Source organism: Streptomyces umbrinus, assembly GCF_030817415.1.
In the GTDB taxonomy this organism is placed as follows: domain Bacteria; phylum Actinomycetota; class Actinomycetes; order Streptomycetales; family Streptomycetaceae; genus Streptomyces; species Streptomyces umbrinus_A.
Genome location: NZ_JAUSZI010000003.1, coordinates 44,424 through 67,162 on the forward strand (window position 1 = coordinate 44,424; position 22,739 = coordinate 67,162).

A 22,739-nucleotide genomic window follows, 5' to 3' on the forward strand; every position below is an offset into this window, starting at 1 on the left:
TATGCCGCGTGCGCCGAGGACCTTCACTCGCTTGATCCGGCAGTGGTGCCGGTCGACGCTGGCGAGGAGAGGGGATCCCTGCACCGCTGCGTCAGCGCACTCGGGCAGTGGAACGGGGCGAAAGGGCCTCAAAACCTGCCGGGCAAGGGCTGACGGTCGAAGAGAGCGATGGCCGGCCCGGGATCCGAGGATCCCGGTGGGAGGTTGACAGCCTCCCCCGGCCATCGGCCGACACACCCGGCCCGCCGGGGTCACACGAAGGAAACCCACAGCCGGGTGCCGTACATCGTCAGGATAGCGGCGGCATGGCGCTACCTGCGTTCTTGTGTGTCAGTCCGCCTGCAGGGTGCCGCGGGCCTCATCGATCGTCTTCTTCCACGCGACGGCGCTGCCGTGGCCGGGATGGGACTCGGCCAGGACCTCGATGGTGACCGCGCCCGGGTCTGCGGCCGTACGCAGAGCATGCACGGCTGCCTCCATGCGGCGCTCGCCGAGTTCGGAACTGGTGGGGACCTGCTGGCGGGCATGTGCGAGAGCGATGACCCGCCGGCGCTTGTAGCGGTTGCTGGTCAGGCCCCGGTCGCTGCGGAGGACGTCGTCCGGCCTGGCGAGCTCGGGCAGGATGCCGCGGGCGATGGCCCGGTTGAGCTCCAGGTGGCTGCTGTAGCCGAGCATCGGCGCAGCCTGCTTGGTGTCGAGCAGCTCCTCCGGGTCTCCGTCCTCGGCCGGAGCGGCCGCCTGCGTGCGGGATTTGCTCTGGGTGTTGCCCGGGCCGGGGCGCTGGCCGATCCAGTCGGCGACGGTGCCCAGGTACCAGGAGCGGCGAAGACGGCCGGCTTCGGTGGTCTCGGCGACATCGGGCTCGGGGAAATATCCGGGCCGGTCCTGCAGCCAGCCGAGCAGGGTCACGGTCCGCTTGTGGCCGAGCACCTTGGCCACCTCTGACGTTGACATCAACCGGCCGCGGGGGCCGGTGAGCAGGCTGTGGCGGACAGAGGACTGTGGCGCCTTTGCCGCGCGGTAGGCCGTCAGGAAGGGGCCGATGGTGCCGCGCTTCCACCGGCGGCGCCGGCCCTCGATCGCGTCCGGCTCCGGGCATCCGGTGGTGGTGCGGTCCCGGTACAGCTCGCTCAGGCGCGAGGGGCTGAGGCCGAACTCGTCGTGGATCTGCTTGGAGTCCAGGAGTTCGTTCTCGTCGGTGCCGGTCATCGTCTTCCTCCAGGAAGGCGTGGTGAGGGGCGAAGGGCCGCGCGAGCTGGATGCGCGGAAGGCGGGGAGGTCGCCGCCGCCGGCAGCGGTGGGTGTGTGTATCTGGCGGGTGCTGTCAGCCTGCATGATGGTGACCTCCTTTCGGTCGGTGTGCGATCTCGGTTGGCCGCTGCGAACTGCGCCGGCGCCGATAGTTCGATACTAGATACAGTCTGCTGTGGTTGGCAAGCTGCGGATCCGAGATTTTCTCCCTCTGGGAGTGTGGAACGCGGGTGTGGGTGCTGCCTGCCCCGCCGGACACCTGCGATCCGAGCAGATCGTACGAGGTCAGGACAGGTGTACTGGGCGGGTGGTGGGTAGAACGAACCAACACGGCTTCTCCGGGGGAAGTAGTACAGGGCGGTGAGCCTGGAGCCCCGCCGACGGGCAGGGCTCCCTCGTGCAGGGGGCGGTGAGACCCTCAGGTCGCCGGCGGCTCGAGGTCGGGACCTTTGGGATACGGCCTTCGAGCCGGGAGGCCGAGCTTGATCTGCTCTCGCTCGCGGCGGGTGCGGCCGAGCCGGAACACATAGCGGTGTGCGCCGCGGTGCCGGAGGTTGCGGGCGCCGATCGCGGTCAGGGCCTCGCGCAGCCACAGGGCCGGGTCGCTGCCGGGCCGCAGCCGCGGAGCGCCGAGCGCGGTGAGCTGGGCGGCGGCGTACTCGCAGCCCTGTTCTTGGCGGCGGATCTTCTGGGCCGCGCGGTCGTGGAACACGGTGCCGTTCGGCAGCAGCTTCACCGTGCGGGCGGTTGCACGGCCGGCGTACACCGCGTTCGTCGCGGCGTAGATCGTCCCGACGTGCCCGGGCATGACCAGAGTGCCTGAGGCGGTCCGGCGCGGCACAGGGTCGGCGAACGAGACCACGCCGCGCACGCCTGCAGCGAGCAGGGCGTCGAAGCAGCGGGCGAGGAACCACGACTCGGAATTTCCGGGGCACTCATCGAGGAGAACGAACCGCAGGCACACCAAGGACTCGGCGTAGGGCCGAAGTTGCGGCAGGGGGTTCGTCAGCACGGCCTCACTGACCGGGACCCCGAACACGGCGACACCACTCAGCCGTCGCTCACCCGTGCTGGTTTCGTACAGGGCAAGTCGCTGGGTGGCCGCCGGGTAGGGGCCGGAGTAGTGGTGGGTGATCACGAATTTCTCCGCCTGCGCCTCGTCGAGCGGGGCGACTTCGTAGCGGCGGGCGTCGAAGCCGCCGTCCCGGACGTGCAGCCAGGAGTGCGTGCGTTCGCGCCACCGCTGGCACCATGGCGACGCGGTCGGTATCTCCTGCAGGTCCTCGAACGGCAGGGTCTCCTGGACCGGGAACATCACGGCGCATCCCCGTCCCAGCGCTCCTCTGGGCCGCTTGCGAAGAGGATGAGCTGACCCTCCGGGCCCGGAGCAGGCCCGTGTGCGGGCACGGCCCGCTGGGCGGCAGGAGGCTGCCCGGGTGGGTCCGTGCCGGCGGTCTCCTCGACGTCCGTCGGGTGGGTGCAGGGGCAGATCCACCGGCAGGGACGCTGGCCCGGTCCGTACCGGATCACGGCGACGACGAAACCGCGCCGGTCCGTGATGGTGCCGACGGCCTCGTCGACGCGAGGGCCGTCAGCGCTGACGCACTTGTCGTGCTGACCGGTGACGCAGGGGTGGCAGGTTCCGGCCTCGCACGAGCACCAGCGGTGGAAGCCGTGGGGGTAGGCGTCCTCGATCTTGCGCAGTGACTTCGTCCAGGCGTTCGCGGGACCCAGGCGCCTTCCTCCTCGCTCATGGGGGAGGACACAGTGGAGGGGGCGGGGTCGAGGATGCCCAGGATCGAGGCGCCCACGAAGCGCAGCCAGGTCGTCATACAGAGTCTCCGAACAGGGTGGGGATGGCCCGGAGTTCGTTCATCCAGGCCAGGAGGCGGGGGAGGTTGGTGTCGGGCCCGAAGGCGAGGTAGGTGCCGTCGCAGCTGGCGCAGCCGAAGGCCTGCGCGATGCGCAGCCGCCGACGGGAGTTGACACGGCCCATGTGGACGGCCAGTCCGCGCTCGCGGGCCTCAAGAGCCAGGCCGTGGGCGGCCGGGCCGGTCTTCCAGGCCGTGGTGCCAGCGAGGAACAGCACGTCGAAGGAGCCCCAGGGGATGAGACCGTGCTCGCTGCCGTCCTGGGCGGCGAAGGCGACCGGGATGCCCAGGGTGCGGATCCGCGCCAGCCACGGCACCGACTTGGCGAGGGTTGCCGCGGCGTCCATGGGGACGTCGGGGGCCACGGCCCACAGGCAGCGGTCCGGGCCGTAGCGGTCGACGGTCGCCTTCAGCCAGGCGGACCAGAGCCCGGTGCCGGGCCAGCCCTTGCCGAACTTGCCGTTGTCGCAGGCGTACAGGGCGCCGGGCGGGATCACGTTGCCCTGGGCCGGGGTCGTCATGCAGGCCAGCAGTCCGGCCTGCATGGCAGCCCGTACGTCAGCGCCGGACGGCGTCGCGAGGTACAGCACTGCGCGGGAGAAGGGGCGGATGAGCAGGGGATGGGTGCATGGCGGGTCGTTCCGAGTGAGGGGGCTTCGGTTCAGACGAGCGGGAGTTGGGCGGCCGAGCCCGCGGTCAGGGCGTGCCACTTCTGCTCGAAGTTCTTGTCCTGCTTGTTGATCACGCGGGCGGGGGCGGTGGCGAAGAGTTCCTCCGCCATCGGCCAGCCCTGTGCGCGGGGGCGGGCCCAGGCCTGGGCTCGCCCGTACACCGGGTCGTGCGCGGCGTCGACGTGGTGCCGCCCGGAGATGGAGATCAGCCGCCGGGCGAGCTGGTGTGGGCGGCCGAGGTCGATGCGCTCGGTGGAGCGCTTCACCGGGCGCCGCCTGCCGTCCTCGGACAGCAGGAACAGGCGGCGCACGTGGTAGAGCGCCCACGGCATGTCGAGCTCGCGCTCGAATGCCTCCAGGCACGCCCGGTCCCGCGGCTGGGTCGGGTCGAAGAGCTCCAGGAGGGTCTTGCGGCCGTAGGGCTTCGCGTTCGGGTTGAGGCTCATCGCCGTGTACTCCAGGCGCAGCACCTCGCCGGCGATGTCCGGGTGGGAGCGCATGCGCTCCAGGTGGGCGGGCAGCGCGCCCATGGAGGCGGGGAAGCGACAAGTTATTGAGAATTGAGGCAGGGGTGTGACCTTTCTGGGGGGCAGGAAGATGCCAAGTGGCAGGTGGTAGTGCTGCAGCGCGCGGGGCGTTGTCACAGCGAGGTGGTATCCATGCCGCATGAATATTGATCAAGCCGACCCTGCTGAGCTGGCGGTACTTCGTGCGGCTTTCGACGTCGATGACGGAGGCGGGTCGGCTCTTGGCTGGGAGGCAGTCCATGCCTTCGAGGCAGAACACGGGATCGTGCTGCCCGAGCCGTATCGGACCTTCGTCGCGGAGATAACGGACGGTTCGTACTCCGGGCCGCCCGAGTACGGACTGCTGTCGGTGGCGGAAATGCCAGACGACTGGGGCGATGACGAGCAGGAACGCGACCTGAGCAAGCCGTTCCCGCTGGCGGAGACATGGATGTGGGAGGAAGACCCGGAGCAGTCCGAGGATGCCGACGAACTCCTTGAACAGGTCTACAACCACGGCTCGGTCGTGCTCGGCACCGACGGGTGCGCGATGAACTGGCATCTCATCGTCACGGGAACTCACCGAGGGCACGTCTGGCTGATCAGCGACGTCGGTGCTGTCCCCTTCGGTGAGCAGTTCGGGTTCACCACTGCTGAGCCTGGCTTTGCTGGCTGGGTCCGCCATTGGGCGGCGAAGAAGCCCTGGTATGACGCTGCGTGACTCTTCAGGAGTGCGGCCTGTGGTGGTCCTCTCCAGTTCCGATCGACTTCATGAGCTCAGTGAGAGGGACGAAGCTGTCGGTCGTCCCCAGTTCCCTGAGCGTGGGGCCCGCTGGGGTGGGGTGTCCGCGAGGCGTTCGGCGAGTGAGGAGACTGCTTCGCGGTCTCCTTCGAGGGCTTCGCGCTCGTCATCTGTGAGGTCGAGTTGTTCGAGCATCTGGTCGATGCCGTCCTTAACGGCCAGGAGCTGGCCGCGGGTGGACTGTTTGGGGACGTAGAACGGACAGCGGGCGCAGGCCAGCCGGTGGGGGCACTTGGCGAAGAAGTCGTAGCTGCAGTAGCCCTCGCCCAGGTCGTAGTACTTCCAGGGCTGTTCGCCGCCTGCGGCGGCTCCGGTGAGGATGGATTCGCGGTCGATGAGGACCTGGATGGTACGGACGTTGCGGGCGAAGTAGTCGGCCTTCCTGTAAGCGGCGGTGAGGGTGCGCTGCAGGATCGCCGCGTAGTAGCGGGTGCTTGCCGGGTGCTTGTGACCAAGCCATTGCTGCAGGTCATTGAGAGTCAACGGCTCGCGGGCGTTGAGGAGTTGGGTGGCGATGGTGGCTCGCGCCCGGTGACTGGTCAGCGCACCGCGGGAGTCGGTCTGCGGGACGCCGGACTTGCGGCAGAGGGCGGGGAGGATGTTGTGGTTGAGGTAGTCCTTGCCGACGAGCTGGCCACCTGGGGCACCGTGCCGACGGACTCCTGGTCGTCCCACAGCGTCCACGGCCCACGCGCGAAGAGCTGTTCGGGGCGGCGGGAGTCGTCCAGGACGGCGAATCCGTCGGCCTGGAGGTGCCCGTTGCGCGCCAGCTGGACGAAGCGCACGCCGTTCTCGCGCAGCAGCGGGAGCATGAACTCGTCGACCAGGAGCCGGGTTTCAGGCCACTCGCTGCCGGTGGCCATGTAGAGGACGACGGTGCGGTCCAGGTCGATCCCGTGGGCGGCAGGGTCGGTGAGCATCCGCGCGATGTAGGCGGTGGAGTCTGCTCCCAGACCCCAGTTGATGACGGTGTCCAGGTCGTCGTCGGTGGTGAAGCCGAGCAGGGACGGCGTGTACGCGGCAGCAGTGGGCACGGCGCGGCCTCACTTCTCGCCCGGACGGACCGCGGCCGCGACGAGCACCCTGCCGTGAACGGGGCGCGGGGTCCAGGGCCCGGTGCGGGCGGCGGACGGGGCGGGGACATAGCCGTCGAACGCGCGGTGGTCGGTCGCCGGATCCCCCAGTAGCCCGGCGACATCGGCGTGGTGGGGGCTGACGGGGAGGACCGACGGGAGGAAGTCGGCAGGGTGTTTCATGGGGATCTTCTCCAAGAGCCGTGGCCGGGCGTGGTCACGGGAACGGCGGCGTGTAGCGGTGGGACCTGTGGGTGGGGACCGAGGCGCGACCAATGGAACTGAGGCTCCGCGCTTCGGCTCAGATGGCCATGAGGCGCACGGTGTGGGCCACGAGGGCGGTCGCGGTGGTCTCGTCGAACGGCACGTCCCAGCTGAGCTGGACGGTGGACGAGCCGTAGCCGCGGGAGCTGTCGCGGTGGATCAGGCTGCGGCCGCCGTCGTGCGCGAGTCTGGTGAGGGGAACACCGGGCAGACGCTCGGGGATCTCGTCATCCGGTCCGGGTGCGCTGGCGCGGTCAGGCCGGTCGGCGAGGTCGGCGGCCAGGTGCCGCAGGTGGTACGCCTCGTGGGCGCAGGACCCGTGGCAGGTCAGCACGGCCAGACGAGGCTCGCCGGGCCCGCCGTACAGCTCGTGCCGCATGCCGGTGCCGAGCTTCCTGCTGAGCACCACCGCGGCGTCTGCGGCGGGGTGGTCGCGCACGAGCCAGAACGCTTCGCCCTGCCCGTCCTGCCAGCACCAGCTGATCGTGTGGCCCGGGGTGTTCAGGATCTCCACCCATCCGGCCTTGAGCACCGGCTGCCTGCCCTGCCAGGGGGACAACTCCAGCGAGCTGCGTCCGGACGCCGGATCGGCGAAGAGGGCTCCGGGAGTCAGCGGCCACGGCCGCACGCGTGCCATGAGCAGCGGCACCCGCTCCGGCCAGGCGATTCCGCCCTCGCGTGCGAGGCGGCGGAGCTGGACAGGACATGTCCCGCATGAGCCGGGATGGCCGACGAAGCAGCGCCCGAACCCGCCCCACTGCTGACGGCCGGTCAACGCCTCGAACAGCGCTGCAAAACGCCTCGGCTGCCAGCCGCACTGGTGAAGCCGGTCGAAGTGGGCATTGAGGCTGAGCCGGTTCCAGCCCTGACCGTCCGGGCCTCTCAGACTATAGGTGGGCTGTTCGAGAAAGGTGGGCATGTGACGCCTCCGAAAGAACGTGCAGAAGGAACAGGGCCTGGGGCGATGTGGTGGCAGCGGGCGCACCATCCGGGGGCGGTGAGAGGCGAGGTGGTGATGCGCGCCCGCGGTCAGGCCGGCGGGGACTGCTGGCGCGCGAACCCGGCGGCCTCGGCGGCCAGGTCGTCGGAGAGGTAGGCGACGGACAAGCGGCCGGACAACGAGGTCATCGCGCGCTGGACGCAGTGCTGTTCGGCGTCGGAGGACGTACCGGCGGGTACTCGGTGCACCTCGAGGTCCTCGTCGTAGACGAATCCGGCCTGTTCCAGCAGGAGGACGGTGACGCCGTCGACGTGGCCGTCGGCCAGGACGCCGTGGACGGGATGCCTGCCGATGATCAGATCTGGGCAGAACACGGTGGTGCCGTCGAGGACTTCCGGGACGTCAGCCCGGGCGCTGGGGCGGTCGATCATGATGGTGCTCCGTGAGGCGGCCGCGAGAAGCGACCACGCAGAGTCGATCCGAGATAAAGATGCTGTGGCGGGGAACCGTGATGTCCAGCGCGCTGCCGGTGGTGTGGCGGGTCAGGTCAGCGACTGTCCTGGGATGCCGGTTCGCCGAAGGCCAACTGTTCGACTGGACGGGCGTCTCCTGGCCGGGGTCGGTAGGCGTCCTGCTGGGGGTGGAGCCCGAGGCGCTGGCGAACGTGCCCGTAGCTCTCGTCGAGGACATCCCAGGCCAGCGCCAGCGGGGGACAGTTGAACGTGAGCACTTCGGTGCCGTCACCGGCGTCCGCCACGCCCACCTGCGGGTGCCGCACCGCGGCGGCCTGCAGCGCGCGCCGAAGGCTGCGCGGCTGGAGCCGCAGCACGCGCCCCGGACCGGCGTCGTCGTGCAGGAGACGGCCGAACGACATACTGCCCGGGCCGGGCGTGGACCGTGAGGCGTACTCCAGGCAGGCATACGCCACCACCGCGGTCGGCGCACTGGTGCCGGCCGAAGGGCTCAGGTGGACCGCACCGTCGGGGGCGACGCTCATCATGGCCAGGGCACTGAACGGGCGGTCGACCAGGTCCTCCAGCGTGGTGCGCGGCTGCTCATGGGCGCTGCCTGTGGTGTACATGCGGATCATGCACATGATGTCGCGGTGGAGCGTGGCAGCCGTGGGAAGCCGAACCCAGTCCGCCGCGGCGGACGCGCGCAGCATCCCCTCCCGCAGGGAGCCCGGCTCCAGTCGGGCGAACGGCGACAGGCAGAAGGTGTAGAACCAGGCGGGCACCCGGCAGGGAGGAGCCAGCAGCCACCAGTGCAGTAGGAACAGGCTGCCGTCCTGCTCCAGGTAGGGGTCGGCCCCGTCTTCGTCGAGCAGCCACCGGCCCCTTGCGGTAGGAGTCACGCTGCTGGGCGTTCCGGGCCCATGGCGGGCCTCGTCGGTGAGTTTGAACGCCGATGACCAAAACCGCATGGAGGCCACCGCGCTCTTGCCGGCGCCGAGTTCGACGATCGCGTGGGCCGTTGCGAACACGTGTGGGTTGTCCTGGACGGCGAGGTGCGTCTTGAGGAGCCAGCCGTAGCGGGGGGAGTAGGAGCCGTGCCGGGCGTGGACCGGTGCGACGTAGGACGGGAAAGCGGGCGTAGGCATCGAAGTCTCCTGGGGGAAGGGGGAGTGGCAGTCAGGGGGCGCTGCGCGGTTTCGGGGGCCGACGGCGGCCACGCCTCGGGGCCTTGCCAGCGAGCGCGCGTTCGAGGAGACGCCGGTTGTCGGCGCGGCGCTGGGGTGTGAGCGGTTCACGCCACGGCTCGTACGGCTGCGGCCGGGTGGGGATGAGCTCCAGCTCCAGGCGGGCGAGCATCTGCTCCCGGACCGTGGGCGGCACGGCAGGTGTCGCCTGCTGCTGCTCACGTCGGCGGTCCTGGTCGGCCACGACCCCGACCCAGTCGTCACCGAGGCGCTGCACGAGCCCGTTGCGCAGCGCGCCGCGCTTGCCGGGGGTGGTTGCCGCCCACACACCTCTGGGAGTCAGCGACGGGTTGGCCAGGGCCCACTTCAGACAGCCCTGGACGACGGGACAGCCGGAGCAGGCGAGCTTGGCCCTGGCGATGGTCTTCGTCCGCTGAAGCCGGTCGGCGACCTCTTCGAAGGCGAACAGCGCCGGGTCGTCCTGGCAGGGCGTGGGGTGCTCGGTGTGGGGAAAGGGAATGCGCTCGTCCGCGAGTGCGGAGACAGCATCCCGTGTACGGATACGGCTTCTCATGAGATGCCCTCCAACAGGGCCGTGAGGGTGGTTCGATGTGGGGCGGCGACCAGGTCCGGGACGCCGGGGGAGTGCGGGGTGACGGTGCACGAGGGGTCAGCTTCACCACTCGCCTCGGGCGAGGCGCCTCATCAGGTCGGTGTAGGTGTCGCCCTCGTAGCCCAGGGGAAGGCCGCGCTTGCGCCGCTCGACGTTCGCGGCCCTGACACAGAAGTGGCAGGCCGGTTCTCGGACCGCGTGATGGCGTCGGCCGGGCTCGGGGTACCAGCCGGTCTCGGCGTCGATCAGGACCGACACCACACGCTCCGGGTCGTACATGAACGGTCGCCCGCAGTTGATGCAGGGGCTCATCGCGACGGGGTGTTCGTGGGACACGGCGTCAGCTCTCTTCGAGGCCGGGGTGCCAGCGGAATGCGTCGGCCGAGAGCGCCGCGGGGTCGTTCGGGTCCCGGTAGTGGCGGTCACGGGGCTCGTCGTCGGCCACGGAGTGGGCGTCGATCCATTCGTCGGCGGCCTGTTCGGCGCCGAGCGAGCGCAGCAGGCTGGCGAGGACGTCTACTTCCTCGCAGTTCAGGAGGTGGGCGATGTCGGCGGTGAGGGTGCCGCACCAGGTGTCGGCGAAGTCGTGGCCGAGGCCGCTGGGGATGGTGGTCAGCTGCTCGACGGTGGTGGGGGTGTCGTTCATGTCGTATTCCGGGGTGTTCAGGCGGCAGGGGCCGGCGGATCCGGCTGGGGCGCGGAGTCGAAGGCGCGCAACTGCTTACCGCGGTTCGAGACGAGCTCGGCGAGCGTGATGGGCTGGTCGTGGAGGTCGAGTGCGGCCATGCCCGCAGCGCGGGCGGTGACGATCTCCGACCAGAGCTCGCGCAGGCTGTCGACCGTGGCGTCCGGGTCGCGGGCGCGCTCGATGAAAGACCGCTGGGGCCAGTTGGGGACACCGTCGTCGGCCCAGGCGAGGATGGTGCGGCCGAGGTCCTCGCCGGGCTGTTCGATGACCTCTCCGGCCAGTGCGGGGATACGGCTCTTGCCGAAGTACACGGTGGCGACCGGGCCGAGGGTGCCCACCGCGTCGAAGTCGTACTCGATGTCGGCTCGTTGCTCGGGCCGGACGCTGATCCGGCGGGCGTACTGGCGGCCGCGGGTGTCGGTTTCGATGACGGTGTCGGTCCGGGCCTTGAGGGTGACGATGACGTGCCCGGGGTAGGCGGCCAGGGCCTCGGTGACGGCGCGGTCCTCCGGCCGGTACTTCGACCATCCGGCGCTGTTGCCGCCGTATCCGGCCCGGGCTTCGCCGTTGACCTTGTCGAGCATGCCGCCCTCGCCGCTCCAGAAGGCGCTGTAGGTGTCGACGATCAGCACGGGGTAGCCGCGCATGGCGGCGCGGGCGAGGGCCGCGAACAGTGACCTGGGGTCGTAGCGGGTGAACTCCTGGGTGTGGAAGGGCACACGGTCGGCGTACTTGGCTGCCATCCCGCGTTCGGTGTCGATGAGCGCGACCTGTTCGCCGAGCTCGGCGGCGACCAGCAGGGAGGTCAGGGTGCGGCCGGACCCGGACGGGCCTTCGAAGGCCAGGCGGACCGGTCGGGATTCCTTGACCGCAGGCCGGAATTCCGGCATCGGGGTCAGGGAGCTGCCACTGGACACAGGGGATCTCCAGGGACGTCAGCGGATGCGGGCCCAGCCGCCGTGGCGCTGGGGGCGGGACCGTCGCTCGTGTCCCGGCGCACCCTGGGTTGCGGCAGGTGCTGCCTGGGGCGGTGCGGGCGCGGCGGGTCGGGCCAGCGTGGTCGGGAGGGTGCTGTCGGTGTAGGCGATGCGGTGACGCAGGCTCAGCCCGACGTCATCGGCGTCGAGATCGAACACGGTGCGCTTGATGCCTTCGCGGTCGGTGTAGGTGCGCTGGCGCAGGCGGCCCTGGACGATGACGTGCATGCCGCGCTGGAGGCACTCGCAGACGTGCTCGGCGACGTGCCGCCACACCGTGCAGGTGATGAACAGTGATTCGCCGTCGGTCCACTGGCCTGTGTTGCGGTCGTAGACCCGTGGCGTTGATGCGACCCGGAAGCGGGCGACGGGCGTGCCCTTTTCAGTGAACCGGATTTCGGGGTCGGCGACCAGGTTTCCGGTGACGGTGACGATGGTCTCGCCGGTCATGACGGCCCTCAGCTCCGGAAGTGGCGGCGGGCGCCGTCCTGCGTGGACCCACTGGCGGAGGGGACGGGGTCGGGTGTGGGCACGGGGTCACTCCTGTCTCGTGTGGTTCGGCGCAGGGAGGGTGTCAATCTCCCTGTAGTTTCGATACTAGATACTAAATGGGTGAGATGCAAGCGGATCACATCCCGCCCAGGTGACGATTTCTACAGGTCAAAGCGAGGCACTGTCGTGCTGGCCCGGAGGCCGCTCGGCGCGCACCGGCGCCGGCTGCTTGCCCGCCCCGTCGGCCGGGGCGGCCCTTGAAGGACCGCACATCCCGGACCGGCGGCAGTCGGGTCTGTCCTCTCAGCAGTTGAGCCGCTGTTTCTCCGCGTTCAGCAGCTCGATCACCGGGCGGAGCCAAGCACCCTCCGCGTCGTAGGGCGTACGTCCCTGGGACATGGCCTCGATGGCGTCGGCCTGCGCCGCGTAGGGTCCGCCGAGAGCCCGCAGGTCGGAAATGACCCTCGGCATGTGGGTACTCAGGGGCTTCCTCCACGGGCGGTTGGCCGGACTGGCGCCCTTCCGGACGTTGTAGAGGGGGCCTTCGACGGCGATGTGTCCGAGGTAGAGCACCGGTGCGTGGATGCCGAGGAGTTCGGCCAGTGCCACCGCCTTGCGGTAGTCCGGGATGCAGGTGAACCCGTACATGCGGCGGTACCCGGCCGGGTTCGGGTTCACGATCACCCGCCACTGGGACGTGGTCCAGGCGACGGTGGACACAGCTCTCCCGGCGGTGCGGAGGCCGCGTTCCTCAAGGACGGCAGTCATCCGCTGCTCGGAGAGTTCGGCCAGCAGACGGCGCGGCTCGGGGGCGGCTTCCAGGCGCTTGACCTTGCGGATCTGCGTGATGGGCGGCTGCGCTTGGCGAAGACCGTGCAGATCCGAAACGTCGGCCAGGTAGGCGCCGGACGGCAGCGAGACGTGCTGCCACGCCTCGGCGTCGAGGAGCGGGAAGCGGTGCGGCTCGGAAGTCATGAGCAGCCGCAGGAGGCTGCCGCCCATGGTGTCCATGGCCAGCTCGAACCCCTCGCTGCGGTCGGATGAACTGAGGTTCCCCTCCCTGGCCGCCCGCCGGTGCCCGCCTTCGTGGAACACCACGCGCAACGTTTCATCCAGGTCATCCAGGGTGCTCTCCTTGATGCCCAGCACGTCGGTGGCGGCCTGGTAGATGCCGCTGGAGCAGTAGAGCGCCGAAGCCTCGTCCTCCCGGTAGACCCTGACCTTTCCGAGTGAGTCCAGGCCGAAGACGCTGCGGAAGACCGCACAGGCCAGGTCCAGCGTGCGGCGCCGCTCGGCGCAGACGTCGCCGTGCTTCACCCACTGGGTCTTGGGGTACTGGCGCTGATGGTGCTCCACGGCCTCCCGTACGGGCCTGATGCCGAGCAGGCGCATCAGAGCGCCGTGCATGTGACGGTTCAGCCTGCTGGTGACGCACGTGACGCCTCGGCCTTGCAGGTGAAGTTCGTCCTCGACCACGGTGCCCGCAGCATTGTGGTAGACCTCGTCGTCGTTCCACAGGGTCTGGGCGTGATCGCGGAAGGCGCGGCGGACGGCGAAGTCGGTGACCGAGTCGAAGTAGGTCTCGGCGGCTGACAGGCGCGGGCCGTTCAACGCGCGGTCGACGAACCGTGCGATGACGGCGGGGTCGGTGCTGGCTGCGAGAGCACTGCGGATGTGGGTCTCCAGTGCGGCTCCGTCGACGATCGTGCGGTCACGGTTCTGTTCGCCCTTGGCCGTGGCCAGGGGGAGGTCGTAGCTGGCGGCAAGCCGGGTGTCGGTGGAGACGAGGATGCCGCCGACGAAGATTCGTCCCGGCTGACCGTCCAGAATGATCTCTGCGTGGTCCTGCGGGGGCCGGTAGGCGGGGTTGCTGAGGTAGCGGACCCGGCTGATGGCTTCTTCGGCAACCTTCCGCGAGCAGAGGACGCTGATGAGAGTGCCGTGCTGCCGGTTGGTGGACCAGTACTCGTAGTGCAGAACCAGGCTCTGATGGCTTTCGTCAAGGCCGGGGACGTCGGTGAGGTACGTGCTCGGTTTCAGGACGGGCGTGAAGCTGTAGCCGACGGTGTCGAACTGGACCGTTCCGATCTGCGGGTCGCGGGCGAGGACGAGCGCTGCGAGCTTCTTGCCTTCCCCGAACTGGCCGATCTGCTGGCTGGTCTTCCGGGAGGCGCCCAGGAGCAGTCCGGTGCGGGGGATGCCGGGCCCCTGGTCGTGGATGGCCAGAACCCCGTCGCTCCAGGCCACTTCGGTGTCCGGGTCTTCGTCCAGCGCGTTGGCGATCAGCTCCACGAGGGCGCGCTCGGACGTCCAGTCCTTCACGTAGTCCTCGGCGATGGGGTAGGGCAGTTCTCTGACCTGCTCGGGACGAGGTTGAACAGTGGTCTGCCGCCGGTCGGTAGCGGGCGCGCATGCAGAGGTGGGCATGACGAATTCCTCGGGCTGGGCGAGTGATCCCGGGGCGCCCGATGGCGCGGCCCTTCCCGAAGAGAGGTGGGTGAGGGCCGCGTCTGTTGAGGGCACTGCCGGACGGGATGTGTGTTTGCGTAGCGGCTCGGCGGTGGGCTGCCGGTATGCGGCCGTCGTTCGGCGCATCGGTGCTGCCCCGCGGGAGGGGCACCCGTCCAAGCTGTTACTTCGATACTAGATAAAATCAGCCCGGAATTGCAAGAGGATTCGGGGCCGCATCCCCTACCGCGGCTACGATCCGGTGCAGGTCAGGGCCTCGGTGGCGGCGCGTATCGGCACGTCATGGCCCCTCTCGGGATGCCCGTGAACTGCCGTACAACTCACTGGACTTGCGGGCCCGCCGGCGGGTGGAGTTCCATGCCGGGCTGCAGGTGCCGCACCTGATCTGCACTGCCGTCGACGTCGACATGCAGTTCGGAAAACCACTGGGACAGCACGGCGACAACCTCGCCGCCGTTCCAGTCGCCGCTGCTCTCCTCGATGTCCTTGATCCGGCTGAACAGATCGGCGATCGCGGCCCCTTCTTGTGTGGCCTGATCGAATGAGGGTGAGGGCATGGTCAGGATGCCTTTGCTGGGCCGGGGCCGCGCGAGATCAGATCCTCCACCTCGGCGACGGCCTCGTAGGTGGCGGCGATCGTCTGGGCGCGCCCGATGAGCTCGTTGCGGCGGGCGAAGACGGCGGTGCGCTCCGCGAGGGCCCGTTCGGTGCCGTCGCCTTCATGCAGAGTGTCGGTACAGGAGATCAGGACACGGCGACCGAGATCCCACACCACCGCATTGACGGCGCAGCAGGCCGAGGAGATGGGGTCGAGATCGTTCATGGCCCACACGTAGGCGCGCGGATCGCGGCCGGTCTCACGCAGGTACTGGGCGGCAGCTCGAACGAGACCGCCGGTGCCGGCCGTCGGTTCACCCAGCCACGCCCCCTCGGGGAGATCCTCCACGGACAACGTCATGCGCACCATCAGGTCACACATGTCCGGCGGAGTATGGACCTGGCCAAGCGCCTCCCGCGCGCCACGGGAGCGCAATTCGGTGACGAGGAAGCCGAGCACGTCGGCCTCCGATCGCCAGGACGGGTCCGCATCTGCGGTCAGCTCCAGCAATCCGGTCTCCAGCGCGGCACGGGTGACCGCGTGGACGGCAGCGAGCCGCTTCGCGCTCTGCTCCTCCTCGTCGAGCCACCCTCGCAGCGGATGCGCCCACTCGACCAGCTCCGGACGACTGATCCACAAGAGACCCCACACGCGCCGGTAGTGGTCGAGCAACTCCTGCGGGCCGAAGGTCAGGAGGTGTCCCGTGAGATCCGGACCGTCGTCCGTCTGGCGCAGCAGGGAGAGGACGGCGACGACGCCGACCGGTACCTCCATGAGGGAGTCGATTCGGTTGCGGTGCCAGGTGGGGGCCACCTTCTCTGCCACGTCCAGGGCGAGATGCGTCGGCGACAGGCCGCGCGTCCGGGTGCGCTTACGGCGGGCCGCAGTGAGCGCCGGAGTAACTGCCGCACGTTCCGGGCGCGGGGGAGCGGTGTCGGCTGAGCTCAGGTGGATCCGCGGCTGGCTGGGATCGGGCTCGGGCGGCTCATCGGGGGCGAACAGGTCGAGTTGCATGGGTTACTCCTCGGGCATGCAGGCAGGAGGTCGCGACGGCGCGGGGGCGGGTGAGCAACGCCGGTTCGCGGGGGAGGCAGAGACAGCAGGACGCGGGACCAGGCGGGCGGTAGCAGGAAGGGGAGGCCGGCCTCCTGGGGGAGAGGGGCCTGCGGTCAGGTGCCACGGGCGCCGGGGCGTCGCAGCACTGCGGCCTGCTCCGGCGGCCGCCCGGGCGTCTGCGTGCACGGGCGGGTCGTGCAGCCAGGTCGACGGCCTGGTCCTCGTCGGCGGTCCGGGGCAGGTACGTGGCGACGGTGAGTTCCCCCACGCGACAGGCGGAGGGCTACCGCATGTCGGGCGAGGCCGCGGCGCGGTCCTGTGCCGGCTGGAGGCGGGGCGGGCTCATCCGTCGCCCTCCAGGTCGAGCGCACTGCGCAGCAGCTCAAGCAACTGCGCCGCGTCCTCTGGCAGGGCGGCCTCGCGCAGGAGGCGCTTGCGCCGGATCGGGACACCGAGGCTGATGCCCGCTGGCACACCAGGAGCGTCCGGTTGCGCGACGAGGCGGTAGTCGGCGGTGGAGATCATCCAGGCCTCGTACCGGTCGGCGGTACTGCCGCTGCGGGAGGCATGGCCTTGGTCAGGGTCGCGTGACGGGCAGGGGCACGATGGATCGGTGCAGGGTCTTCCAGCGGGGTGGTTGGCCAGTACCGGAGCTCGGCGGTAGTGCGTTGCAGTGCCGTTGAGCATCGGGCAGTGCGCGGCCGCGTAGGGCAGGCACTCCGGGTGCAGGGCGGGTTCGGGCGAGTAGCCGCGGGCGTGGTCGGCCGGACGGACGATGAGGAAACACCGCTCGTCCAACTCCTGGCCGCAGATCTGGCACAGGCGGTCGCGGTAGGCCCGGAACGCGCGCGCGGCGTCGAGGCTCCCGAAAGCGGCATGGCCGTTGTGGATCAGGGAGCCCCAGGGCACTACGAGCCCGCCGGCCAGCGGGCGGTGTGCACACCGCTGGGGTATCGCGGGATTCATGGAGAGGTCGATCTTTCACAGGTTGATCGGCCTCGGCCGGGCACGGGGCGTACTCGGCCGAGGCACAGGGTGAGGGGTTGGGGGGCCGGTCAGGCGCTGGGTGCGTCTGTGACCGGCGCTCAGGGACGGGCACTGTCCCCCGAATCGCGCTGCGGCGGCCGTCCTTTCGTCCGCGCGCGTCTGCGTCGGCGTGGGCGGTGGTTGCGCTCAGGCGTGAGATGCCAGCCGTCGCAGATCCCGCATTTGCGGTACCCACGCGTCGACTTGCCGCGGGCACGGGTGGCTCCGAAGGCTGCGCGAGCGGCCGCGCGGTCGGGGTAGCGCCGTCGTCCCGACGGACAGATGTCGTCGGACACGACGTACTCCTTGGCTGTGAGGGGAGGCGAGCGGGCCGGGCGCAGCACTGCTGCTCGGAGTGCTGCGCCCGGCAGGGCTCAGGCGGCCAGGTCGGCGGCCTGGTCCTCGTCGTCGGGCTGGGGCAGGTACTTGGTGACGGCGAGTTCCTCCACGTCGGACAGCCGGTAGCCCTCCGCCTTCAGGCACAGCAGGTAGGCGGCCTGGTGGCGGCTGAGGCCCTGCCACGTCTTCGGTTCGCGCATGCTGTACTCGAACGCGGCGGCCACCTGCGCGAACACCTGGTGCCATCCCTTGGTCTTGCCCTGGCGGGTGACCAGGTCGTCGAACGGACCTCCCTCATGGCTGTACCGGGACCGGTCGGCGTTGGGGTCCGGGACCCCGAGGAGCTGGGCGACGGCCTCGGTCTCGCCCTTCTCGCACCACTTCGCGAACAGGTAGGGCGGGCTCATCACCGTGCGCAGGGCGAACTGCCGCACGGGCTCGGGCAGGGACTTGCCCTTGCACAGCCGCCTCACGAAGTCCTTGCGGACCGTCCGCGCGGTCTTCCACGCCTTGTTGCCCGCGATGGTCCGCGCCCGCGCCTCCTTCTCCTCCTCGCTCATGGACTGCTTGGCCTGCTTGGCCTGCTTGGCTCCGGGACGCAGCTTGTGGCCGTACTTGGCCGGGTCGGAGCAGTACCAGACGGGCTGGAACTCCTCATCCAGGCGGGCGACATGACCGGAGCAGTAGGCGTGCTTGTCCGCCGTGAGCGGCGCGCCCAGGGGCGTGCGCAGCTCGGTCAGCGGCCGGGAGGTGTCCTTCGTGCCGTACGGGAAGTAGTCGGGCAGCAGCGGGACATCGGCCTTTTCCAGTGCCTCCAGTGCCGTCTGCCGGGCTTCGGCGTCGGCCTTGGCCTGCCGGAGCCGAGCCAGGGCCTGGTCCCAGTGACCGCGCCCGCCGCCTTCCTCGGCAGCATCCTTGGCGTGAGCGTCCTCCAGCACCTGAACGGCCCGGGAGACGTCGCTGACTTCGGCCATTTCGGCCATCTGCATCAGATCGAAACCCTGGACGCTTGCCCGGTGGAGCTGGGCGTCGTCCAGGCGGGCCGCCTCGCGCGCCGCACGCAGCTCGGCCCGCTTGATCTTCAGGGCGCGGGCCATCGTCTCGCGCTGCTCCTCGCTCACATCGATCAGCGCCAGCGTCTCGATGGCCTTGACCCGGTCGCGGTCGTGCATCTGCTCGCGGTGATCGTTCTCGATCAGCGACAGCAGGTGCGTCATCGCGTCGTTGCCCACCAGGTCGGCCCGGACGATCGTGGGGATCTTGCGTGCGGGCCTGCCCTCGGCCTCGGCCGTGGCATTGGCGGCCTGCTGGGCCTGTGCGCGCCGCCATCCCTTGAACGCGCCGTACGTTCCGTTTTCCAGCGGTCGGACGTGGATGGGGTCCTGTACGCCGAGTTCGCCCACCGACGCCTTGAGGTCGTCGTCCGGTTCGGTGTCCGTGGTCCGGGCGTTGTAGTCGTCGCGCACGATCAGGGCAGGGTCGAGGCGGACGATCTGGTCGTGGGCTTCTTCGACGGCCGACGGCTCCGGCCGCGCGGTCTTCGGGGTCGCGGCAGAGGCGGCTTTGGCGGGGGTCGTCGTGGTCTTCTTCGCCTGGGAGGCGCTGGACATGGCGGTACTCCTGTGCTGGTGGTGCTTGGCGGGCCGGGTATGCCCCGGCCCGTCCGGTCGGCCGGTCAGGCCGTGGGGCGGTCGTCGACTGTGACGACCATGCGGATGACGCGTCCGCTGGCGTCGCTCTCGGTCGGGGAGAGCAGCAGCCCAAGGACGGCGCGTACGAGCGAGCACGTGGTCTCGGACGGCTGGTGGTGACCGGTCTGCTCGGCAGCGGTGCGGATCAGCTCGTTGGTGGCGTCGGCGGGTGTGTAGGCAAGCCCACGGCGCAGCAGGTGATCGGCGAGCCGGAGCGCCTTCATCGCGCGTCGGGTGGCGCGATAGCGGGCCTGGGGCCAGCCGGTGGGAAAGGGAGTGGGGTCTTCGGCACGCGACATGGCGGTGCGTTCCTCTCGGACAGGGATGGTGGTCAGCGTGTGTGGAGCTGGCTGGTGCCTGCGAGGGGATTTGAACCCCTGTCCACCCGCAAGTGGGGCCGCTCTACCGCTGAGCTACGCAGGCTTGGGCCGCCGGTGCGACGGCGGGACAACGCCAGCGTCTTATTCGATACTAGATAATAAATGCCCTGAATGCAAGTGGTCACCTCCTCTTCGTGGCGGTGCTGGAGGGGCGGGGTGAGGGTGGCGCACCGCGACCATGGGGCCGGTGGCTCGGCGGCGCGAGGCGTTCTCGTGGCGCTCAGTTGGCGCTGTTGCCTGAAGCGGTCGGCAGCGGGGTGCCCGCCTGGTAGTCCGTGCCCGGCTCGGGCGGGATCGGGTCGCCGGTGGCGAGGTCGGTGCAGTACGCCGCGAACACGTCGGCGGCTGCCATGGGTTGGGGCCACCCCTCGGTGACGGACCAGCCGCGCAGTACGGATGTGCTGTCGGTGGTGTGCGTGCGCGTGAAGATGGTCGCGTCCCGGAAGGCGGTGGAGGTCTGCGCCAGCAGGTGACAGAACATCAGCCAGCCTTCGTAGTCGGCGTTCGCCTGGTCCTGGTCGTCGGGCGAGCATTCGACGGTCACCGAGGCGGAGGCGTAGCTCCCGAGGGCGGTATGGGCGCTGCACACCAGGTGATGGCTTCCCGGGCCGAGGGCATCCAGCAGAGCCCCGAGGGCCTGGGCTGCGGTGTCGAACGGATCGGGCAGGGTGGTGGGGTCGTGCATGGCAGGTACTCCGCAGGGTGAGTGGCCGGAGGTGAGGGCTGGGGCTGCTCGGCAGTCCGCCGGCGGCAGGGCGCGGCGCCGAGCCGGGAGCCCCTCGGTGAGTCGGTGGGTGGAAGGCCTGGCCCGCAGGAGCTGTGGGCGCACGGCCGGGAGGGAACTGTGCGGGCGTCGGCGCCTGCACAGTCCTGGTGGAGCGTCCGGCGGTTGGGGCCCGGTGCTGTCACAGGTCTTCCAAGGTGAGCAGTAGGCCGATGAGTTGCTGCCTCAGCAGCGGGAGGGTGTTGCCTTCCGCGTCGGGCCCTCCGGTGAGCAGGACAGGGCCGTGGTAGGGCTGGTGTGTGTAGCCGAACCGCCGGGCGAGTGCCGTTGCGGCGGGATTCACGGAGTGGTTGTACAGACCGTCGTCGTCAATCCACATGTCCCACTGGCGGGTCAGGGCGACGACGTCGAATCGGTCGCATCGCAGGGCCGCGCGCAGCACTGCGCGGCGCTCGGCGCTGGATTCGCTGTCATGGCCGAACGGCAGGTCGATTTCCACGAGTTGTGCGTCGCAGGTCAGGAGCAGGGCGGAGGGGGTTCTCGTCATGGGTGCTTCTCGTGCTGGCTGCGGAGGAGGTGGTCGGCCCGGCGCGCGGGAGCGCGGGTGCGGTTCGCGGGGCGACCGCACGAGGCTCGACCGCGGGCCGGGCCGTGGGCGGCCGGGCCCCAAACGAAGGGAACGGGCCCGGCCGGTCTGTGGCCCGCGCCGTGTCGCAGTGACCGGCGAAGGACGCGTCAGGTCACGGGGGCCCATAGGTGCGGAACCCGCCGTGCCTGGCGGCATGCCTGAGGTAGTCGATCCACTCGGGCCACCAGTCGGCGTCTTCGATGACCTCCGAAAGGAGCGCGGGGTTCGTGGCCCTGCTGGTCTCGTACGCTGCGAGAGCTGCATGGATCTCACCGGGGGTGACGGTCCAGCCCTCGTCGCCGCCGAGCTTGTGGGCCGCGATGCCCTCGGGTTGCGGCGGCGCCCAGGACAGCCGCTCCTCAAGAGCCTTGCGGTACCGCTGGACCTGCGCCGGAGCCGCGTCGCCGGTGTAGTCGACAGGGAAGCCGAGCATCTCGAATGCCGGGGCGAGAGCGGCCTCCCCGGAGGTGATCCCGTACGCCTCGGGTGCGGGGCGGTCCAGTGGCCGCGTGGCAATCAGCATGCCGAAGTGGTCCATGAGCGCCCGGCACTCGCTCATCGCCCAGGTCGTCAGGTAGAAGTGCGTGGTGCGGACCGCCTCCATCGCGTCGTAGGCCCTGTTGACCTTCGTTTGCACGGCTCGGTACTCCGGGTGGTCATACGGGAGGTCGAGCCCGTCGCGGTGCTCCACGGCTGCGTCGAACAGCCTGCTGGCCGCGTCGTACGCTGCGTCCTCGCCCTCTGGGGCGCGTACGAGGTACATGTCGTAGCCCATTCCTGAGACTTCCCTTCGTGCGGATTCGGCGCCTGCCAGGACGTCACTCCAAGCAAGTTCGATACTAGATTAACAAGGCGAGTGGGTCGGGTATTCCCCGGATGGCGGCCCCGAGTTGTTCAGCGGGAGGGGTATCGGTCACCGAATCCTCCGCGCCTTCTCGGCCTCGCGCTCGGCCTCGCGACGTGCGTCGGCGGCGGTGTATCCGGCCGTGCACCATGGACGGCAGAACTGGCCGGGCGGCGCGTCGCAGGTCTCGCACGTGTCGTCGAAGTCCTCGGGGCGCCACGGCCGCAGCGAGCTGATCATGCCGGGGAGTTCCTGCTCTGCGCGGCCAACGCGGCATCGACAGCGGGGTCCTGCCGGGCGGCGGGGCGGCGGGTTCGCCTGCGCGGCCGTTGCTGGGCGCGCAGGGACGCGATCTCAGCGCGGAGTCGACCGACGCGATCACGCTCCTCGCGGGCCGCGCGCTCGGCGTACTCGGCGTAGGCGGGCAGGTAGTCGGCGCGGCGCGCGAGCGACCCTCGGTAGTCCATCAGCACCAAGATCAGGACCGGGTGCGGACGGGCGGTGAGCCACCGGGCGGCCGTCCACCAGCTGGAGACGGCGGTGCGGGCGTCGCGGCGGTGGGCCTGAGCCTTGCGCTCGAAGCATGCCGCCTCAGCCTCGCCCCTACGCATCGACCAGTCGAGGAAGCGCAGCAGGCCGGGGGTCTCACGCTCGCGGGAGGCGTCCAGCAGGCGGGGAAGGTCGGGCCGGTGAGCGACGTCCTCGGCGCAGGCACGCATGACCAGGGCGAGGATCTCGCCCGTTGTGGGGGAAGGGGCGTTCCCGGCCGTTGACTCCACGGGGGTCATCGCGGCGTGCTGGTACGGGGAATCGGCGTCTGTCCACCGCACCAGGCCACCGGTGTAGCTGGTCGCGCTGCCGCGCCTGCGCGGCAGGGACTCGGCCGGCGCGGTTGCTTCCATGGCGTTGACGGAGCCCAGACTCACGCGCAGCGCGGTGAACTGGTCCCAGTGGCGCGGATGATGGGTGCCGGCCACGTGCACGCAGCCGCGCAGCGCGCCCGTCAGGGCGTACACGACGGCGTCTTTGCCCCGTGGCTGGGGGGTGGCGCGCACCGTGCCGGACGGTGTGTCGATGGTGAGGATGTCGTCGGTCACGATCAGAACTCCCGGCGGTCGGAGGGAACATGGGGCGGTGGGCGGGTCCGCCGCCCCGCGCAACTTGTGGGTCGGCGGGGCGGCGGATCGTCGGCCAGTG

General features: G+C 70.1%; 27 protein-coding genes and 1 tRNA gene. 1 reads left to right on the forward strand and 27 read right to left on the reverse strand.

The window, feature by feature from the left end; translation table 11 throughout:
• Window positions 1–330: 330 nt before the first annotated feature.
• The 5 genes from QF035_RS55350 to QF035_RS55365 all read right to left on the reverse strand — a co-directional run bounded on the left by QF035_RS55350 (window position 331) and on the right by QF035_RS55365 (window position 4,323).
• Complete coding sequence (locus QF035_RS55350; protein ID WP_307532288.1) at window positions 331–1,335, reverse strand: hypothetical protein; 1,005 nt, start codon at window positions 1,333–1,335, stop codon at window positions 331–333.
• 334 nt (window positions 1,336–1,669) lie between these two features.
• Entirely contained in the window at window positions 1,670–2,566 is an 897-nt protein-coding gene (locus tag QF035_RS55355; protein WP_307532353.1) for a Mom family adenine methylcarbamoylation protein, read from the reverse strand.
• Window positions 2,566–3,087, reverse strand: a complete 522-nt coding sequence (locus QF035_RS56175) for a DUF6248 family natural product biosynthesis protein (RefSeq protein ID WP_373467061.1) — start codon at window positions 3,085–3,087, stop codon at window positions 2,566–2,568. Before QF035_RS56175 ends, QF035_RS55355 begins: the two co-directional genes overlap by 1 nt.
• On the reverse strand, window positions 3,080–3,712 hold the full coding sequence (locus tag QF035_RS55360; protein WP_307532290.1) for a hypothetical protein: 633 nt from the start codon (window positions 3,710–3,712) through the stop codon (window positions 3,080–3,082). The genes QF035_RS56175 and QF035_RS55360 overlap by 8 nt, the downstream gene beginning before the upstream one ends.
• A 71-nt stretch (window positions 3,713–3,783) precedes the next feature.
• A complete protein-coding gene (locus tag QF035_RS55365; RefSeq protein ID WP_307532292.1) occupies window positions 3,784–4,323 on the reverse strand; it encodes a hypothetical protein in 540 nt (179 codons plus the stop codon).
• A gap of 136 nt (window positions 4,324–4,459) precedes the next feature.
• On the opposite strand from QF035_RS55365, the gene QF035_RS55370 reads away from it, so the two are divergent.
• The gene (locus QF035_RS55370) at window positions 4,460–5,020 is read left to right on the forward strand and encodes an SMI1/KNR4 family protein (RefSeq protein ID WP_307532294.1); all 561 of its coding nucleotides are present in this window, start codon (window positions 4,460–4,462) and stop codon (window positions 5,018–5,020) included.
• Between the two features lie 48 nt (window positions 5,021–5,068).
• On the opposite strand, the gene QF035_RS55375 is transcribed toward QF035_RS55370, so the two are convergent.
• The 22 genes from QF035_RS55375 to QF035_RS55485 form a co-directional block, all read right to left on the reverse strand.
• Window positions 5,069–5,776: a hypothetical protein gene (locus QF035_RS55375; protein ID WP_373467059.1), complete on the reverse strand. Its 708-nt coding sequence runs from the start codon at window positions 5,774–5,776 to the stop codon at window positions 5,069–5,071.
• Window positions 5,777–6,144: 368 nt separating this feature from the next.
• Window positions 6,145–6,357: a hypothetical protein gene (locus tag QF035_RS55385; protein WP_307532298.1), complete on the reverse strand. Its 213-nt coding sequence runs from the start codon at window positions 6,355–6,357 to the stop codon at window positions 6,145–6,147.
• 118 nt (window positions 6,358–6,475) lie between these two features.
• The gene (locus QF035_RS55390; RefSeq protein ID WP_307532300.1) at window positions 6,476–7,357 is read right to left on the reverse strand and encodes a hypothetical protein; all 882 of its coding nucleotides are present in this window, start codon (window positions 7,355–7,357) and stop codon (window positions 6,476–6,478) included.
• A gap of 110 nt (window positions 7,358–7,467) precedes the next feature.
• Window positions 7,468–7,809, reverse strand: a complete 342-nt coding sequence (locus QF035_RS55395; RefSeq protein WP_307532303.1) for a hypothetical protein — start codon at window positions 7,807–7,809, stop codon at window positions 7,468–7,470.
• A gap of 116 nt (window positions 7,810–7,925) precedes the next feature.
• On the reverse strand, window positions 7,926–8,978 hold the full coding sequence (locus QF035_RS55400; protein ID WP_307532305.1) for a DUF4007 family protein: 1,053 nt from the start codon (window positions 8,976–8,978) through the stop codon (window positions 7,926–7,928).
• A gap of 31 nt (window positions 8,979–9,009) precedes the next feature.
• Window positions 9,010–9,591: a WhiB family transcriptional regulator gene (locus QF035_RS55405; RefSeq protein WP_307532307.1), complete on the reverse strand. Its 582-nt coding sequence runs from the start codon at window positions 9,589–9,591 to the stop codon at window positions 9,010–9,012.
• Window positions 9,592–9,693: 102 nt separating this feature from the next.
• The gene (locus tag QF035_RS55410) at window positions 9,694–9,966 is read right to left on the reverse strand and encodes a hypothetical protein (protein ID WP_307532309.1); all 273 of its coding nucleotides are present in this window, start codon (window positions 9,964–9,966) and stop codon (window positions 9,694–9,696) included.
• Between the two features lie 4 nt (window positions 9,967–9,970).
• Complete coding sequence (locus QF035_RS55415) at window positions 9,971–10,276, reverse strand: hypothetical protein (protein ID WP_307532311.1); 306 nt, start codon at window positions 10,274–10,276, stop codon at window positions 9,971–9,973.
• A gap of 17 nt (window positions 10,277–10,293) precedes the next feature.
• A complete protein-coding gene (locus QF035_RS55420; RefSeq protein ID WP_307532313.1) occupies window positions 10,294–11,235 on the reverse strand; it encodes an ATP-binding protein in 942 nt (313 codons plus the stop codon).
• Between the two features lie 18 nt (window positions 11,236–11,253).
• Entirely contained in the window at window positions 11,254–11,745 is a 492-nt protein-coding gene (gene ssb, locus QF035_RS55425) for a single-stranded DNA-binding protein (RefSeq protein ID WP_307532315.1), read from the reverse strand.
• A gap of 345 nt (window positions 11,746–12,090) precedes the next feature.
• Window positions 12,091–14,214 carry a hypothetical protein gene (locus tag QF035_RS55430; protein ID WP_307532317.1) on the reverse strand — a complete coding sequence of 708 codons (2,124 nt, stop codon included), beginning with the start codon at window positions 14,212–14,214 and terminating at the stop codon, window positions 12,091–12,093.
• Between the two features lie 362 nt (window positions 14,215–14,576).
• The gene (locus QF035_RS55435; RefSeq protein WP_307532319.1) at window positions 14,577–14,813 is read right to left on the reverse strand and encodes a hypothetical protein; all 237 of its coding nucleotides are present in this window, start codon (window positions 14,811–14,813) and stop codon (window positions 14,577–14,579) included.
• A 2-nt stretch (window positions 14,814–14,815) separates the two neighbouring features.
• Complete coding sequence (locus tag QF035_RS55440) at window positions 14,816–15,868, reverse strand: N-6 DNA methylase (RefSeq protein ID WP_307532322.1); 1,053 nt, start codon at window positions 15,866–15,868, stop codon at window positions 14,816–14,818.
• 384 nt (window positions 15,869–16,252) lie between these two features.
• On the reverse strand, window positions 16,253–16,876 hold the full coding sequence (locus QF035_RS55445) for a cell envelope biogenesis protein OmpA (protein ID WP_307532324.1): 624 nt from the start codon (window positions 16,874–16,876) through the stop codon (window positions 16,253–16,255).
• A 434-nt stretch (window positions 16,877–17,310) separates the two neighbouring features.
• On the reverse strand, window positions 17,311–18,885 hold the full coding sequence (locus QF035_RS55450; RefSeq protein WP_307532326.1) for a ParB/RepB/Spo0J family partition protein: 1,575 nt from the start codon (window positions 18,883–18,885) through the stop codon (window positions 17,311–17,313).
• A 65-nt stretch (window positions 18,886–18,950) separates the two neighbouring features.
• Entirely contained in the window at window positions 18,951–19,265 is a 315-nt protein-coding gene (locus tag QF035_RS55455; protein ID WP_307532328.1) for a hypothetical protein, read from the reverse strand.
• Window positions 19,266–19,317: 52 nt separating this feature from the next.
• Window positions 19,318–19,389: transfer RNA gene (locus QF035_RS55460), tRNA-OTHER, on the reverse strand.
• Between the two features lie 177 nt (window positions 19,390–19,566).
• Window positions 19,567–20,031 carry a hypothetical protein gene (locus QF035_RS55465; protein ID WP_307532330.1) on the reverse strand — a complete coding sequence of 155 codons (465 nt, stop codon included), beginning with the start codon at window positions 20,029–20,031 and terminating at the stop codon, window positions 19,567–19,569.
• Between the two features lie 220 nt (window positions 20,032–20,251).
• On the reverse strand, window positions 20,252–20,617 hold the full coding sequence (locus tag QF035_RS55470) for a DUF3846 domain-containing protein (protein ID WP_307532332.1): 366 nt from the start codon (window positions 20,615–20,617) through the stop codon (window positions 20,252–20,254).
• A gap of 193 nt (window positions 20,618–20,810) precedes the next feature.
• The gene (locus QF035_RS55475) at window positions 20,811–21,473 is read right to left on the reverse strand and encodes a hypothetical protein (protein WP_307532333.1); all 663 of its coding nucleotides are present in this window, start codon (window positions 21,471–21,473) and stop codon (window positions 20,811–20,813) included.
• Window positions 21,474–21,611: 138 nt separating this feature from the next.
• Window positions 21,612–21,782 (reverse strand): hypothetical protein, encoded by a 171-nt coding sequence (locus QF035_RS55480; protein WP_307532335.1) that lies wholly within the window; start codon window positions 21,780–21,782, stop codon window positions 21,612–21,614.
• On the reverse strand, window positions 21,779–22,639 hold the full coding sequence (locus QF035_RS55485) for a hypothetical protein (protein WP_307532337.1): 861 nt from the start codon (window positions 22,637–22,639) through the stop codon (window positions 21,779–21,781). Before QF035_RS55485 ends, QF035_RS55480 begins: the two co-directional genes overlap by 4 nt.
• Between the last annotated feature and the right edge of the window lie 100 nt (window positions 22,640–22,739).